This is a genomic window from Natronococcus sp. JC468 (assembly GCF_012163165.1).
Lineage (GTDB): Archaea > Halobacteriota > Halobacteria > Halobacteriales > Natrialbaceae > Natronococcus > Natronococcus jeotgali.
The window spans coordinates 1-14,052 of record NZ_JAAVUO010000033.1 but is presented as its reverse complement, the minus strand read 5'-3'; the positions used below and the strand labels follow the sequence as shown (position 1 = coordinate 14,052).

Below are 14,052 nucleotides of genomic sequence, written 5' to 3'. Positions count from 1 at the left end.
GCCGCACGCCCGTACTTCTGTCGAGACGCTCACTGTCCGTCGAGTCGCGTCGCCACCTGACGCACCGAAGCGCTTGACTCCGTCGGGACCAAACCCCTGACAAGCGGTGTCCCCCGGTACTCCACGCGACGATCCACCGGACGCGCGCGAACAGTCCCCGACTCGCCTCGAGTACCGGTCCCGGTCGGAGGCGGTGTCGTAGTGTCGACGACGACCGGGACCCGGGATCGCCTCCCGGCGTGGCTGCTCGGCTGGCTCCGGTTTCTCGTCCACAGCAACCTCTTCATCTCGCTGTCGGCCGCGAGCGTGGTCGTCACCACGACCGTCCTCGCGGGGCTTTCGCTGGAGCCGCTGCCCTTCTTTATCGTCTTCGCCGCGGCGATGTTCGTCTACACGGTCAATCGCTTCACCGACCTCGAGGAGGACCGCGAGAACGTCCCTCGACGGGCGGCGTTCGTCGAGCGGTACGGCCTGTTCTGGTTGACCCTGGGGGTCGGCCTCTACCTCGGGGCCATCGCCGTCGCGGTCGTCCTCGAGCTGCCGGGCGCCGGCTACCTGCTGTTGCCCGCGGTCGTCACCGTGTCGTACACCCTGGGGATCAAGCGGGTCTTTCTCGTGAAGAACCTCTTCGTGGGCTTCGCCTGGGCGGTGATCCCCCTGGGCGTCGGCGTCTACTACGAACGGCTGTTCGCCCTCGAGGTACTCTTTCTGGCAGTCCACGTCGGGGCGATGATCACGGTCGCCGCGGCGGTCTTCGATATCAAGGACATCGAGGGCGACCGCGAGCAGGGGATCGACACGCTCCCGACGGCCGTCGGCCCCCGACGGACGCGCCTCGCTGCCCAGGCGGCCAACGCCCTCGTGGCCGCGCTCGTCGTCGCCGTCGTCGCGGTCGGCGTCCTCGACGCCCGATACCTCGTCTTGCTCGCCTTCCACGGCTACGTCGGCTGCTACATCCCGTTCGCGAGCCGCGATCGCGGCCCGCTGTTCTACGGCGGGATCGTCGACGGCGAGCACGTCTTCCTGGCCGCGCTCGTCGTCGTCCTCGAGTGGACCGTCTGGTAGTCCGCGAACGGGTTCGGGGTACGGCCGGACTACGGATCGCGGGCGGGGGCCTACGGGGCGCATAACAAACCGTCGATCCGGGGTGTCGTTTCGACGATCGATGGACCGACGAACCTATCTCGCGACGGGAGTGGCCGCGGCCCTGGCCGGCTGTTCCGAACTGGGCGGGCCGGGAGAACCGGAGACGAACGAGGAGCGAACCGACGGCGCCGACGGGCCGACCGAAAACGCCAGCGACGAGCCGTCCGACGGCGCCGACGACGAGGACTACCCCGACCTGGTCGGTACCTTCGACGACTTCGAAAACCTCGAGGAGTGGTGGGAGTGGCAGGACATCGGCACCCTCGAGGCGGACTCGACTCGCTCGTCGGGGGGATCGCAGTCGGCGCTGCTCACGTCCTCGCCCGAGGACCGGGGCCAGGTCCGAGTCCGCCGCGAACTCGAGGAGCCGATCGACGTCCGGGAGGTCGCGCCCGGGCTCGACCTGGCCACGGACACCGACGCCGGCGTGGTACGCATCCAGCTCCAGGACGAGAACGCTCACTACGTCGAGTACAGCCAGCGCTTCGAGGGAAACATGCCGCTGACCCGGCACAACTTCGGGATCACGCGGATCCGCGGCGAGCCCGACCTGAGCGAGGTGATCGTCCTGCAGGTCATCCGCTGGTTCGGCGACGACGCCGAGGGGCGCCAGTGGGTCGACGACTTCCACTTCGTCCCCCGACCGACCGGGGGGAAGGTGATGGTCCAGTTCCACGGCGGCTACGAGAGCCACTATCGGGAGGCCCTCGAGCTGGTCGAGGAGTACGACGTCCCCGCGACGGCGTTCGTCCCGACCGGACGGGTTCGCGAGGACGACGCCGTCGACGGCGATCGGCTCACCCGCGAGCAGGTCGACGAGCTTGCCGCCGCAGACTGGACGATCGGTGCCCAGCCCGCGAACGGGCAGCTCCTCGATCAGGTCGATTCGGACGCCCTCGAGGACGCGATCGTCGAGCCGATCGACTGGCTCGCCGAGGCGGGGTACGACGATGGCGCGCGCTTTTTCGCCTACCCCGGGTCGCGCTACACCGAGGAGAGCTACGAGCTCGTCCGGGACAACTACGAGCTCGGGTTCGCGGGTCGCTCCCGGTCGCAGGGGTACGCCGGCAACCCGCACCTCTGCTCGACGACCGAGACCCCCGGACCCGGCGAGGCGACGGACCTGCTCGACTGGACCGTCGAGTGGGGCGGGATTACGACGATCCCGTTCTACCGCCTCGACGACCCGGAGACCCTCGAGGCGCTCGAGGAGACGCTGTCGGGGATCGACGAGCGCCGTTCGGCGGACGAACTCGAGGTCATCACGCCTGCCGAGATGGCCGAAAACTACGTCTACGAGTAAGGGCTGACGGCTCCTCGAGGTGCATCGCTACCGGTTCGGCGTTCGAAAGGCGACGAACAGAGCGTCAAAACGTGCGTGCCGGGATGGCCGAATTCAGGCGTCCGGCCGCCACAGGAGTCGTACCAGAGGATCATGGCGTTCGATGCGAGGTGGGGCGTTCCGCGTCGTTGGTGTGGTATTCGTTGTCATCACCTCCACACCACCGGTGAAAGTATGCCAAGTAATAAGTTTTACCACTAGTCGTATCAGAAGTGTAGTGACGAATAAGTAGTCGTATGATATTCTTAATCGGTATATATATCCCGAAACTTTAGCCGTTCAGTCGGCGCCGTCGACGGCGAGTCGGAGTCAGGAGTCCTCGACGTCGACCCAGAGGTGGACGTGGTACTCGGTGTCGTCGGTCGTCGGCTCCTCGGGCACCTCCCCGCCGGGGAACAGCAGCCAGACGATCCGCACGTTCTCGCCGGTCATCGTCGGTTCGAACTCGTGGGTTCGGTGCCAGCTCTCGTTGTGGGCGAGCGTCGTCTCGAAGCGTTCGAGTTCCCGCTGTTCGGTGACGACCGTCTCGTTGACCGCGGTCCGGTTCTCCCCGTCGGATTCGGTGACGGCGCTTTCGTTGACGACGGTCTCCGTTTGCTGTTCGACGGCGACGAGGGTGTAGTCGGTCGTCTCGTGCTCGTGGTTGTCGACCCCGAGAACGACCTCGCCGCTCTCGCCCTGGGCGAGTTCGGTGGGGTAGTCGTCGGCGACGAGCTCGCCGTCGTCGTCCTCCGTGAGGAGATACACCGCCGAGAACTGCTCGCCGGCCGGCGGGGAGACGACCGCGAAGCCGACGACGCCGACCGCGAGTACGATCGAGAGGATCAGCATAACGTTCAACGCCCCGTCGAGGCGGGTGTCGGGCTCGAGCAGCTCGGAGCGTCCAGCCGCGTACCACTCGCCGTAGGGAACGGCGAATCGCTCCTCGGCGGGTAGCTCCCAGCGGCGGCGGGCCGCGACCGCGGTCGCGGCGACCGTAAAGCCCGAGAGGGCGACCATGATCGGCGCTAGCCGGATCCCCCAGGGCGTGAAGTTCAGGACGAGCCCGATCAGCGGGACGACGGCGATGCTCAGCCCGAACGCGAGCGCGACGCGCTCGATGCCGTCGATCCCGGCACGGATCGACTCGCCTGAGAACCGTCCGGCGTCGCCGTCCTCGGCGTCGCGGTCGGTCGGCGACTCCCCGGCCTCCGGAAACAGCGCGGCGACGAAGACGTAGCCGGGGACGAACAGCGCGAAGACCAGTCCGAGCGGCACTCGCAGCGGCGTATCGCGAACGAGCGGCGCGAAGACGGCGACGTTGACGAGGACGGTCACGACGAGCATCGCCGCGAGGTCGGCGGGCAGCCTGCGAACCGGGCGCGGGAGCAACAACCGGAGCGACCGTCGATCGTCCATTCGGTACGACGTTGACGGGACGACGATAAAAGTCGGTCGATTGGACCGTCACGCTCCGCCGACGGTTCACCCTACTCGAGGTCGGCCGCCTCGCACAGCCGCCGGGCGACGGCGAGAGCGCGCTCGGCCTGTTCCTCGGCGACCGGGTCCGCGGTGAACGCGGCCACCTCGTAGGTTTCGACGAGTGCGCGCAACGCCTCGGCGTCGGCCTCGCCGGCGTGCTCGCGGTAGAACTCCCAGTGGGTCGCCGCGCCGGGACGGCCCAGCGCGCTGCCGTAGGCGTGTCGAACCGCGGCGTAGGCCGTTCGGACGGCGGTGTCGTATCGCCCGGCCGCGCGTCGCTCGTCGGCCCGCTCGAGCAGGGCGTCGACGCGTTCTCGCGTGGGAATCGGCTCCGCGTCCGGCGCGGTCCCGGCGACCGCGACCGCCGGGGTCCGGTCGCGTCCGTCGCGTTCGGAGCGACGGCGCCACCAGCCCGCCAGTCCGAGCGCCCCGACCCCGAGCAGCGCGCCGACGCCGGCGATCGCGGACCGCGGAACCGACAGCGAGTCGCCGGCGCCGGACATCGCCACGGTTGACTCGGCGTCGGCTGCAGCCAGGTTCGACCCCGCGTCGTCGTAGGCGACGGCGACGGTCACCTCCTCGCCGTCGACCGAGCCCGTCTCGACGGTGCCCGCGATATCGCCGTTCGCGTCGGTTTCGACGGTGTCGGCGGTCACGCCGTCGATCCTGACCTCGAGCGTCTGGTTGGCGAGGGGCTCGCCGTCGGCGGTTCGGAAGCTGCCGTCGACGGCGATCTCCTCCTCGCCGACCGCCGTCGCCGACGCCGTCAACTCGGTGTCGGTCTCGGCGACGGTGACGGGGGCTTCCGCCGGCGACGCCGTAAGGGTGCGATCGTCGAACGGCAGCGAGGCGGTCACCGACCCCTCGCCGTCGGAGACGTTCGCCGGAACCGGGACCGATCCCGCGAACTCGCCGTCGGTCGTATTGACCGTCCCGAGGGTCTCGCCGTCGATGGAGATCGCGACCGGAACGTCGTCGACGGGGACGCCCGCGGCCGAGACCGTTCCGTCGACCGACAGCGACTCGTTGTAGGCGGCCTCGCCGGTCGCGGAGAAGTCGTCGATCGTCGCCGTCGTCTGCTCGGGCGTCACCTCGAGGTCGGCCTCGCTGCCGAGGTAGGTCGTGTCGCCGTTGGGGACGTACTCGACGGTAACGGTCTCGGCGTCGAGCTCGAGGTCGGTCGGGCGGTACTCGAACTCGAACCGGGAGTTCTCGGTCTCCCACCAGTCGCCGGCGGAGTCCTCGAGCTCGACTGGATCGCCCTCGACGCGGATCTGTAGGTCTTCCTCCTCGACCGGGGCGCCGTCCTCGGTTCGCACCTCGCCGCGGACGACCATCGGATCCTCGAACGACGCCGTCCCGTCGACGACCTCGAGGTCGAGTTCGGTCTCGACGAACTGCTCGTCGCGGACGGCCGTCTGCGTCTCGTCGATCTCGTTGCGGGTTTCCTCGACCGCCGCGGCCGCCTCCGAGAAGTCCTGATCGGTCTCGTTCGAGATCGTCTCGTAGCTGGTGGTGGCGTTCTCGCCGGCCTCGTCGATCTCGTCGTACTGACCCTCGAGCTCGCGGGCGAGGTCGTGGGCGCGCTCCTCGTCGCCGGCCTCGAGGGCGGCCTCGTACTCGGCCTGCGTTTGCTCGTACTCCTCGATCGTGTCGGCCATCCGCCGCTGTTCCGCGGAGGCGTTCCGGTAGGCCTCTACCAGCTCCTCGTCGTCGGCGACCTCGGCGTACTGCGCGAGGCGCTCGTCGTAATCGTCGCCGACGTACTCGCGGGCCTGGTCGTACTGGCCCTCGTTCAGGGCGACCGTCCCCTCCTGAAGCTGGCTGGCCAGCCGATCGGCGAGCCAGGACTCGAGCTCCCCGCCTTCGGACTCGTCGTACTCGTCGGGGTTCTGGTGGCGGGGCGTCTCGTTCGCCGCCGGCGCGTCGGTCTGGGCAAGTGCGCCACTCGCACTCGACTGGGCGGGCGCTTCGGCGGGGGCGCCCGCGGCGGTCGCCGCCATCGGCAGCGAACACGCTACCAGCACGAGCACGACCGCGCGGACGGCGACGTGGTTCACGATCGGTAATTCACGCCGCCGAACAAAAGCCTGTCTGCTCGCCATCGCGGGATAACCAGTAAGTTCAACAGGTCACCGAAAAACCACTGGTGTATGCGACCGACGCGTCAGGCCTGGGCGGTCGGAGCGATCGCGAGCGCCCTCGCCGTCCTCGCCGCCGTCTTCGCCCGTCCGCTGTTGCTCGGAGCGACGGTGTTACTCGGCGCGTGGCTCCTCGTCCGCCAGGTCCTGTTCGTGCGCGGCGTCGCCGACGCACTCGACTCGCTGACGGTTCGCCAGGTTCCCGCCGCGAACGCGGTTCGGGCCGACGCGGAGATCCCGGTCACCCTCGAGGCGACGCTGGACACGCCCGCCCGACTGCGGCTGTCGCTCGACGGCGGCGTCCCGCCGGGCGCCACCGCCGCGGGACCCCTGTCGGCGACCCTCGAGCCCGGAGCCGCGACGACCCGCGGGACGACGACTGTCACGTGGCCGGTGGCGGGTCGCCACCGGTTCGACCGACCGACGGTGACCGCGACCGACGGGCTGTTCGCGGCGACGATCCCGGTCGAGTCGCGGCCGACGGTGACGGTCGAACCCCGCGGTCCCCACTCCGCCCACGTCGGCCGCGGCGGCGACCGGGTCTCGATCGCCCAGGGCGAACACGACGCCGGACAGCGCGGCCCCGGGCTCGAGCCCGCGGAGCTGCGCGAGTACGTTCCGGGCGACTCGGCCGACGAGATCGACTGGAAGGCGACCGCGCGACTCGACACCCTCCACGTGCGCGAGTACGAAACCCAGACGCACCGACCGACGATGCTGCTGATCGACCACGGCGCCGCGCTCGCGGCGGGACCGCCCGGGGAGTCGAAACTCGACTACCTCCGCGAGACCGCGCTCGCGATCGCCGCGAACGCCCGCGAGCTCGACGATCCGCTCGGCCTGATCACCGTCGGCGACGAGGGGATCACCTCCCGGATCGACCCCACGACGGGGCCGGCGGCCTACCTGTCGATCCGGCGCCGACTGCTCGAGCTCGAGCCGACCGGGCTCGACGACGACGGCGCCGTCCCCGAGACGGTCGAGCGCGCGCATCCGATCCCGGGACCGGTGCCGTCGCCGACTCGTCCCCGAGCGGCGCTGTCGGCGCTCGACGGTGCCGACGACCCGTTCGCCCGCGCGCTCGAGCCGTTCTACGCGGCCCGCACCGAGTACGACATCCGCTTCGACGCCGAGCCGCTGCTGGGCGCGGTTCGAACCGCGCTCACCGGACAGGACAGCCGTCAGTGGACGGTCATCTGCACCGACGACTCCGACCGCGAGACGCTGTACGAGACGATCAGGTTCGCCCGCGCCAGGGGGAGCCGAGTGCTCGTGTTGCTGGCGCCGACCGTGCTGTTCGCGACCGACGAGCTGGGCGATCCCGACCGGGCGTCGGATCGCTACCTCGAGTTCGAGGAGCTCCGGCGCGATCTCGATCGGATGGACGCGGTGACGGCGTTCGAGGTCGCCCCGGAGGATCGGCTCTCGGCCGTCCTCGAGGCGACCCGTTCGCGATCGCGGGGTGAGCTCCGGTGAGCGACGCCGCGACGGGCGGTCGGATCGAGTCGACGCTCGTCGCCGAGCAGTCGTCGCCGTGGTCCACCGCCGTCGGAACGATCGCGCTCGTCGCCGCCTTCGGCGCGGCCGCGGGACCCTCCGGCGTCGGCGCCGGGGTCGCGACGGCTCTGCTGTGGTACGGGTTCGGGACGCCGTCCGCGATCGCGGTCGGTCACGTCCTGTTGCTCGTGCTGTTTTCCGGCGGGGTCGATCCGATCGCGTTCGCCACGGCCGAGGTCGGGCTGCTCGCGGTGCTCGCGGCTCCCCTCCTGGGGACGCGGGCGCCGCTTCGAGCCGTCGCGGGAACGCTGCTGGCCGTCGCCGTCCTCGGCGGAATCGGCTTGCTCGCGGCCGTCTCGCTGCCGCCGTGGCAGGCCGCCGCCGTCACCATCGGCGCGGTCGGACTGGCGAGCTACGGGCTCTACCGCTACGGGCTCGTCTCGCTCGGCCTCGTCGATGACGACACACCCCCTACTACCGACGAATGAGCACATACGACTTCGAATCCGGCGATCGAACCGAGACGGAGACAGCCACAGGGACGGCGTTCGACGGCGAGTCGACCGACCGCCTCGAGCGAGCCGAGGCGCGGGCGGAGCTGCTCGCCGAGGAGAACCGCCGACTGCGGGCTCGAAACGCGCGCGCACGGCGCTCGAAGTACCGACGGACGGCGCTCGGGCTCGTCGCGATCGGCGTCTGTGCGGTCGCCGGCGGGGCGCTCTTTCCCGACAGCCGCGAGATCCTCCTCGCGCTGGGCGCGACCGGGCTGTTCGGCGGGCTGCTCACCTACTACCTGACCCCGGGGCAGTTCGTCGCCGCCTCGGTCGGCGAACGGGTCTACGCCGCCTGGGCGGCCAACGGCGACTCGCTCGCGGCCGAGCTTGGACTGCGCGAGGACCGGGTGTACGTCCCCGACGAGCGGGCCGACACCGCCCGGCTGTACGTTCCCGCGCGGGCGGGGTTCGAACCGCCGACGGAGGCCGAGGGGCCGCTGGTGCTCGAGCGTGACGGGCGGGGCCTGCTCGTGGCGCCGACCGGGGCGACGCTGTTCGAGGAGTTCAGGCGCGCCCTCTCGGGCGAGCTCGCGAACCGGCCCGAGCCCCTCGCGGTGCAGCTCGCCGACGGGCTCGTCGAGCAGTTCGAGCTGGCCGACGGCGTCGACCCCGACGTCGACGCGGCGAACGGGCGGGTCACCGCGGCGATCTCCGGAAGCGCGTTCGGCGCCGTCGACCGGTTCGACCACCCGATCGCGTCCTTCCTCGCGGTCGGACTCGCCGCCGGCCTCGATCGCCCCGTAACCCTCGAGGTCGAAGCCGGCGGCGAGCGGGCCGACTGGCTGGTGACCTGCCGGTTCGAGCCCGACGAGACGAGCGACGAAAACGAGACGGAAGCGGCGGATGACTCCGAGAGCGACGGGCCCTCCGAGTCGGACGGCGGCGAATCGCGCTAGTTCGGCGTCGGCTTCCCGCCGAGGCCGTCGGTGTCGGGAACGGTGACGGTATCGACGATCTCTTCGACGACGTCGGCGGGACTCACGTCGCTCAGCTCGGCCTCGGTATCGAGTACCAGTCGGTGGGTCAGGATCGGCTCCGTGAGCGCCTTGACGTCCTCGGTCGTTGCGTACTCGCGTCCTCGGATCGCCGCTCGAGCCTTGATCCCCCTGAGGAACGCCAGCGACGCCCTCGGGGAGACCCCGTAGCTGACGTCGGGGTGCTCGCGGGTCGCGGCGACGAGGTCGAGGATGTACTCGGTGACCGGCTCGGCGACGTGGACGTCGGTGACGGCCTCGCGAGCCGCGCGGATGTCCTCGGTTCGGACCGCCTGCTCGATCGCGTCGGGGCTCAGATCGGGCTGCTCGTCGAAGCGCCGGAGCAGCTCGGTCTCCTCCTCGCGGTCGGGCAGGTCGACGGTGAGCTTGAACATGAAGCGGTCCCGCTGGGCCTCCGGCAGCTCGAAGACGCCCTCCATCTCGATGGGGTTCTGGGTCGCGACGACCATGAACGGCTCCGGCAGCGCCAGGGTCTGGCCCTCGATCGTGACGGTTCGTTCCTGCATCGCCTCGAGCAGGGCCGACTGAGTCTTCGGCGTCGCGCGGTTGATCTCGTCGGCGACGACCAGGTTCGAGAACACCGGTCCCCGCTGGAGCTCGAACTCGCCGGTCGGCTCGCGGTAGACCTGGGTGCCGGTGATGTCGGCCGGCATGATGTCGGGGGTCATCTGGACCCGCTGGTAGGCGAGCCCGGTCGATCGCGCCAGGAGGTTCGCGATCGTCGTCTTGGCGACACCCGGAACGCCCTCGAGCAGGAGGTGGCCCCGGGTCAGCAGGGCGATCGTCAGGTGTTCGATCGCCTCCTCGTTGCCGACCAGGACCCGTTCGGTTTCGGTCCGGATCGATTCGTACACCGTCTGGGGATCGTCCGCGAAGGGCCAGTTCCGGTCCGTCTCGCTCATCGCTCCTCGTGTTTCGAGCGGGAACGGTTAAGCGCTGTTATCGTTTCGCGGATCCGACTCTCCTCCCAGTCGGGGTGGCGCTCCCGGAGCAGCTCGGCCCGCTCGTCGTCGGTGAGGGTATCGGGATCGTCGCCCGACGCGAGGCGGGCACGGACGGCTCCGAACCCGTCCCGCAGCGTTCGGTTCGAGGCGCCGACGACGGCGACGACGACGCCCAGCCCCACCAGGGCCTGCAGCGCGGGCAGCTCCCGCAGCGTCAACATCGCGCTCGCAAGCGGCGGAAGCTCCTCGCCGTGGCTCAGGTCGAACAGGACGCGCTCGTCGTCGGCGTACTGGCGCTCGAGGAAGGCGGCGTTGTCGGGCTCGTCGTACATCGCGTTGATCGTGATGCTCGGGTCGCCCACGACGACGACCTCGCCCGCCCCGACGTCCTCGACGGTCGCGACGGGGCGGGAGTCGAGGTCAGTGTCGGCGTCGGGTTCGGCGTCGGCCGAGTCGGCCAGGTAGGCGTAGTCGCTGGTCTCGACCAGCACCGTCGCGCCGTTGGGGTCGACCGCCGTGGCGTAGTTCAGCGAGAGTTGCTCGACGCCGGCGGTTCGGGTGTGGTCCGTTACCCCGTCGGCGATTGGCATCGCCGGCCCCCGGTCGTAGTTTTGCTCGTCGAGTAGCACGCTCCCGTTCGCGCGGGCGTCGGCGCCGACGTCCTCGAGCAGCTCGTTCGATTCGGCGCCGAAGTTCTCGAGGACGACCAGCGTGCCGCCGTTCTCGACGAACCGACCGATGCGGGCGGCGTCGGCGGCGCCGTAAGAGTCCTCGGGGGCGACGACGAACGCCGTCGTCTCGTTGGCCGGCGCGGTCTCGTAGCGGTCGGTGTTCCGGACGAGTTCGCTCTCGACGTCGCCGTCGGTCTGGATTTCCCCGCGGAACTCGCCGCTCCCGTCCCAGGCGGGGTTGTACGGGCCGAACGCCGCGGAGGACGTGGACGCGGCGACGAACAGGCCGACGAGGACCGCGGCCGCGAGCGTGACCAGCAACGCGGCCGGCCAGTCGATCCCGTCGCCGTCGGTGACGTACCCGCGGAGGCTCAAAACGGCACCACCTCTGGCGGGAGGATCTCGAGGATCCGGCGAACGACGACGACCGCGAACCCGACCAGTCCGAGTCCGATCAGCCACAGCAGGCGCCGGCGCCAGGCGGGCGTGATGTTGACCGGGGCGGTGAGTTCGGTGACGATCAACAGCCCGATCAACGACAGCACGAAAAACAGCTCGTAGGAGAGGCTGCCCAGCAGCGTCAGCGCGAGAACCGTCGCGAGCATCCAGGCGAGCTGTCCGTGGACGAACCGCATCCGGCGCTGGGTCGGCATCTACTCGAGCCAGCGAGCCCGGAGACCGTAAATCTCCCGTTCGAGCGACCGGTCACCGGGGCGACCGCTTCGTCCCGGCGGTCCCGATGACGCCGGAGCCGCCCTCGAGCACCGCACCCGGATCGAGCCGTCCGGCTCGACGACCGTCGGTTCGACAGGTATTTACGCCGACTCTGCCCTTCCAACTCCAACTCTCAGGTCTCGATAACGTCCCTTCGCGCGCTCGTCGGTCGCTGGTCGCGCCGGGACCGACTCGCGGTCCCTCGTGATCGCGCTGGCGGTGGCGCTTCTGGTCGGCGCCGCGTTGCTGGTCGTCGCCGTGGGCGACCAGATCCGCGACCTCGCCGCCGAGTACGACGGCAACGCCTCGGTCGCGGGCTACGACTCCCTCGAGAACGCGCTGTTGCCCCAAAGTCACGGCGGCGACCGCGACGAGGCGTGGGTCGACGAGTTGCTCGAGACCCTCGCGGTCGCCGACCGCGCGGACCGGTACCCGGCGACGCTCAGCGGCGGCGAGAAACAGCGGGTCGCGATCGCCCGCGCGCTCGCCAACCGACCCGAGGTGGTGCTGGCCGACGAGCCGACTGGACAGCTCGATCCGGAGACGACCGACCGCGTCGCGGGGCTGTTGCTCGACGTGCAGGCGTCGGCCGACACCGCGCTCGTGGCGATCAGCCACGAGCCGTCGCTCGAGGGTCTGTTCGACCGAACCGCGAGGCTGCGCGACCGCCGACTGGTCGAGACCCCGACCGACGACGGCTGAACCGCCGGATGCGGCGATGCGGCGATGCGACGAGCGGATTCGACCGCCCTTCGTTCGAGTTCCAAACTATGTTGGAGTGGGTAATTTATCCCGTCGGCTCCTCGGGTAGGACGCGGACCTTCCAGAAGAACTCTGGAACCGCACGCGATTGGCCGTCTCACGGTCACTCGTGGACATCACCCTTTCCGTTCCTCCTTCCGTCGAACCCGGTATCGGGACCGTGGTTCTCGTGGACACAGGTCAGACAACGTTTATATCCAGCGCCGTTGCCGTCTCCGGTGATGTCCACGAGCGAACAGAAGTTAGCGGTTCCGGACGAACTCGGTTCGGCGCGAACCAAACTCGTTTACCTATCGCTGCTCGAACTGGGGGAGGCGACTGCGAGCGAACTCCAGCAGTTGCTGGGGCTGTCGAAGCTGACGCTGCTACCGATCCTCTCGGAACTGGTCGCCCACGGGCTCGCCGAGCGCGAGCAGGGGACGTATGTCAGCCGGTGACCTGACGGTTCCGACCGGGAACGGCGCGCTCGAGCACCCGCTCCGGGTCGACTGCTACGTTCGACCGACCGTCCCAACGGCGGTCGAGGACGTTCTCGAGGCCGTCGCCGACCGACTCGAGGAGTTGCGGGACGACGGCGTCGTCGACGAGTACCGAATCGTCCCGTGGCCGCCCGACGGTCCCGCGATCGACGGGAACGGATCGGCCCGGGACGGCCTGATGGACGCCTTCGAGGACTGGGCCGAGCGACGGGGGTACTCCCTCGAGCCGGGGTTCCGACGCCGAGAGGTCCCGCCGTCGCCGCTGCGTGCCGACGGCGACTCCCTCGAGCGGGTTCGCGTCCCGCTGGTCGCGCTGGCGCTGTACGAGGCGACCGACGGCGACGACCGCGCCGGGGCGACGCTTCGCGGGGTCGTCCCGCACGCGGAGCGAACCGACGCGGGCGCGACTCGGACGTACACCGTCGGGGAGTGGCTCTCGGCCGCCGAGCGCAACGGGACGGCGGTCGGCGAGTCGCCCGGGGCGGCCCGAGACGAGCAGGTACCGATCCCGGAGGGAGGACAGTGACGGCGTCTGACCGCGTCGCGATCGTCGGCGCCTCGATGACCCAGTTCGGCCAGCGCGAGGCGTGGATCCAGGAGCTCCTCGCCGAGGCCGGGCTCGAGTGCCTCGAGGACGCGGGCGTCGACGCGAGCGATGTCGAGCACCTGTACGTCTCGAACATGACCAGCGGCGAGTTCGAGGGGATGACGGGCGTGATGAACGCGCTGGCCCACGATATCGGCGCGATGCCGGCCTACACCCAGCGGGTCGACCAGACCAGCTCGAGCGGCGGAGCGGGGATCTACGCGGCCTGGCAGTCGATCGCCAGCGGCGCAAGCGAGATGACCCTGCTCGTTGGCGGCGAGAGGATGACCCACCGCACGACCCCCGAGGCGACCGATATCATCTCCTCGATCGCACACCCCGTCGAGTACAAGGCGGGCGTGACCCTGCCCTCCTTCGCGGGGATGACGGCACGTCACTACCTCGAGCGCTTCGACGCACCCCGAGAGAGCTTAGCGAAGGTGGCCTCGAAGAACCACGCCAACGGCGTGGATAACCCCCACGCCCAGTTCCAGAAGGAGGTCGACGTCGAGACGATTCTCGAGTCGCCGATCGTGGCCGACCCGCTGCGGCTGTACGACTTCTGTCCGATCACCGACGGCTCCGCGGCTCTACTGTTCTGCCCGGAGTCGGTCGCCGAGGAGTACGCCGACGAGTACGCGATCGTCGCGGGCGTCGACGGCGCAACCGATACGCACGTCGTCCACGAACGGGAGGATCCGACGGTGATGGGCGGGGTCGTCGAGAGCGGAAAGGGCGCCTACGAGATGAGCGGCTACGG

The 14,052-nt window shown here is 69.9% G+C and carries 13 protein-coding genes and 1 pseudogene; 9 read left to right on the top strand and 5 right to left on the bottom strand.

Annotation, left to right across the window (positions count from 1 at the left end; genetic code table 11):
• The first annotated feature begins 201 nt into the window (after positions 1–201).
• Together GWG54_RS15920 and GWG54_RS15915 are read left to right on the top strand one after the other, a co-directional pair.
• Complete coding sequence (locus GWG54_RS15920) at positions 202–1,065, top strand: UbiA family prenyltransferase (protein WP_167938706.1); 864 nt, start codon at positions 202–204, stop codon at positions 1,063–1,065.
• Positions 1,066–1,165: 100 nt separating this feature from the next.
• Positions 1,166–2,449, top strand: coding sequence for a polysaccharide deacetylase family protein (locus GWG54_RS15915; RefSeq protein WP_167938705.1), 1,284 nt, complete (start codon positions 1,166–1,168; stop codon positions 2,447–2,449).
• 348 nt (positions 2,450–2,797) lie between these two features.
• On the opposite strand, the gene GWG54_RS15910 is transcribed toward GWG54_RS15915, so the two are convergent.
• Together GWG54_RS15910 and GWG54_RS15905 are read right to left on the bottom strand one after the other, a co-directional pair.
• Positions 2,798–3,886 (bottom strand): DUF1616 domain-containing protein, encoded by a 1,089-nt coding sequence (locus GWG54_RS15910; protein ID WP_167938704.1) that lies wholly within the window; start codon positions 3,884–3,886, stop codon positions 2,798–2,800.
• A 71-nt stretch (positions 3,887–3,957) separates the two neighbouring features.
• The gene (locus tag GWG54_RS15905) at positions 3,958–6,009 is read right to left on the bottom strand and encodes a DUF4129 domain-containing protein (RefSeq protein ID WP_167938703.1); all 2,052 of its coding nucleotides are present in this window, start codon (positions 6,007–6,009) and stop codon (positions 3,958–3,960) included.
• A 93-nt stretch (positions 6,010–6,102) separates the two neighbouring features.
• Here GWG54_RS15905 and GWG54_RS15900 point away from each other — a divergent pair, with 93 nt between their 5' ends.
• Genes GWG54_RS15900 through GWG54_RS15890 form a run of 3 tightly spaced genes read left to right on the top strand, consistent with a single transcriptional unit; the run spans position 6,103 to position 9,037 of the window.
• Entirely contained in the window at positions 6,103–7,566 is a 1,464-nt protein-coding gene (locus GWG54_RS15900) for a DUF58 domain-containing protein (protein ID WP_167938702.1), read from the top strand.
• Positions 7,563–8,075 (top strand): hypothetical protein, encoded by a 513-nt coding sequence (locus GWG54_RS15895; RefSeq protein WP_167938701.1) that lies wholly within the window; start codon positions 7,563–7,565, stop codon positions 8,073–8,075. Before GWG54_RS15900 ends, GWG54_RS15895 begins: the two co-directional genes overlap by 4 nt.
• Entirely contained in the window at positions 8,072–9,037 is a 966-nt protein-coding gene (locus GWG54_RS15890; RefSeq protein WP_167938700.1) for a hypothetical protein, read from the top strand. Before GWG54_RS15895 ends, GWG54_RS15890 begins: the two co-directional genes overlap by 4 nt.
• On the opposite strand, the gene GWG54_RS15885 is transcribed toward GWG54_RS15890, so the two are convergent.
• Genes GWG54_RS15885 through GWG54_RS15875 form a run of 3 tightly spaced genes read right to left on the bottom strand, consistent with a single transcriptional unit; the run spans position 9,034 to position 11,404 of the window.
• Positions 9,034–10,038, bottom strand: coding sequence for a MoxR family ATPase (locus GWG54_RS15885; protein ID WP_167938699.1), 1,005 nt, complete (start codon positions 10,036–10,038; stop codon positions 9,034–9,036). The two genes, GWG54_RS15890 and GWG54_RS15885, sit on opposite strands and share 4 nt — an antisense overlap.
• Positions 10,035–11,126 (bottom strand): DUF4350 domain-containing protein, encoded by a 1,092-nt coding sequence (locus tag GWG54_RS15880; RefSeq protein ID WP_167938698.1) that lies wholly within the window; start codon positions 11,124–11,126, stop codon positions 10,035–10,037. Before GWG54_RS15880 ends, GWG54_RS15885 begins: the two co-directional genes overlap by 4 nt.
• On the bottom strand, positions 11,123–11,404 hold the full coding sequence (locus GWG54_RS15875) for a hypothetical protein (protein ID WP_008424681.1): 282 nt from the start codon (positions 11,402–11,404) through the stop codon (positions 11,123–11,125). Before GWG54_RS15875 ends, GWG54_RS15880 begins: the two co-directional genes overlap by 4 nt.
• Before the next feature lie 391 nt (positions 11,405–11,795).
• Here GWG54_RS15875 and GWG54_RS15870 point away from each other — a divergent pair.
• The 4 genes and pseudogenes from GWG54_RS15870 to GWG54_RS15855 all read left to right on the top strand — a co-directional run.
• A pseudogene (locus GWG54_RS15870) lies at positions 11,796–12,167 on the top strand (ATP-binding cassette domain-containing protein); the annotation flags it as partial.
• 281 nt (positions 12,168–12,448) lie between these two features.
• Positions 12,449–12,664 (top strand): helix-turn-helix domain-containing protein, encoded by a 216-nt coding sequence (locus tag GWG54_RS15865; protein ID WP_209438483.1) that lies wholly within the window; start codon positions 12,449–12,451, stop codon positions 12,662–12,664.
• A complete protein-coding gene (locus GWG54_RS15860; RefSeq protein ID WP_167938696.1) occupies positions 12,651–13,232 on the top strand; it encodes an HTH domain-containing protein in 582 nt (193 codons plus the stop codon). The genes GWG54_RS15865 and GWG54_RS15860 overlap by 14 nt, the downstream gene beginning before the upstream one ends.
• A gap of 35 nt (positions 13,233–13,267) precedes the next feature.
• Positions 13,268–14,052 (top strand): thiolase family protein (locus GWG54_RS15855; protein WP_209438486.1); only part of this gene is annotated, 785 nt, incomplete at its 3' end.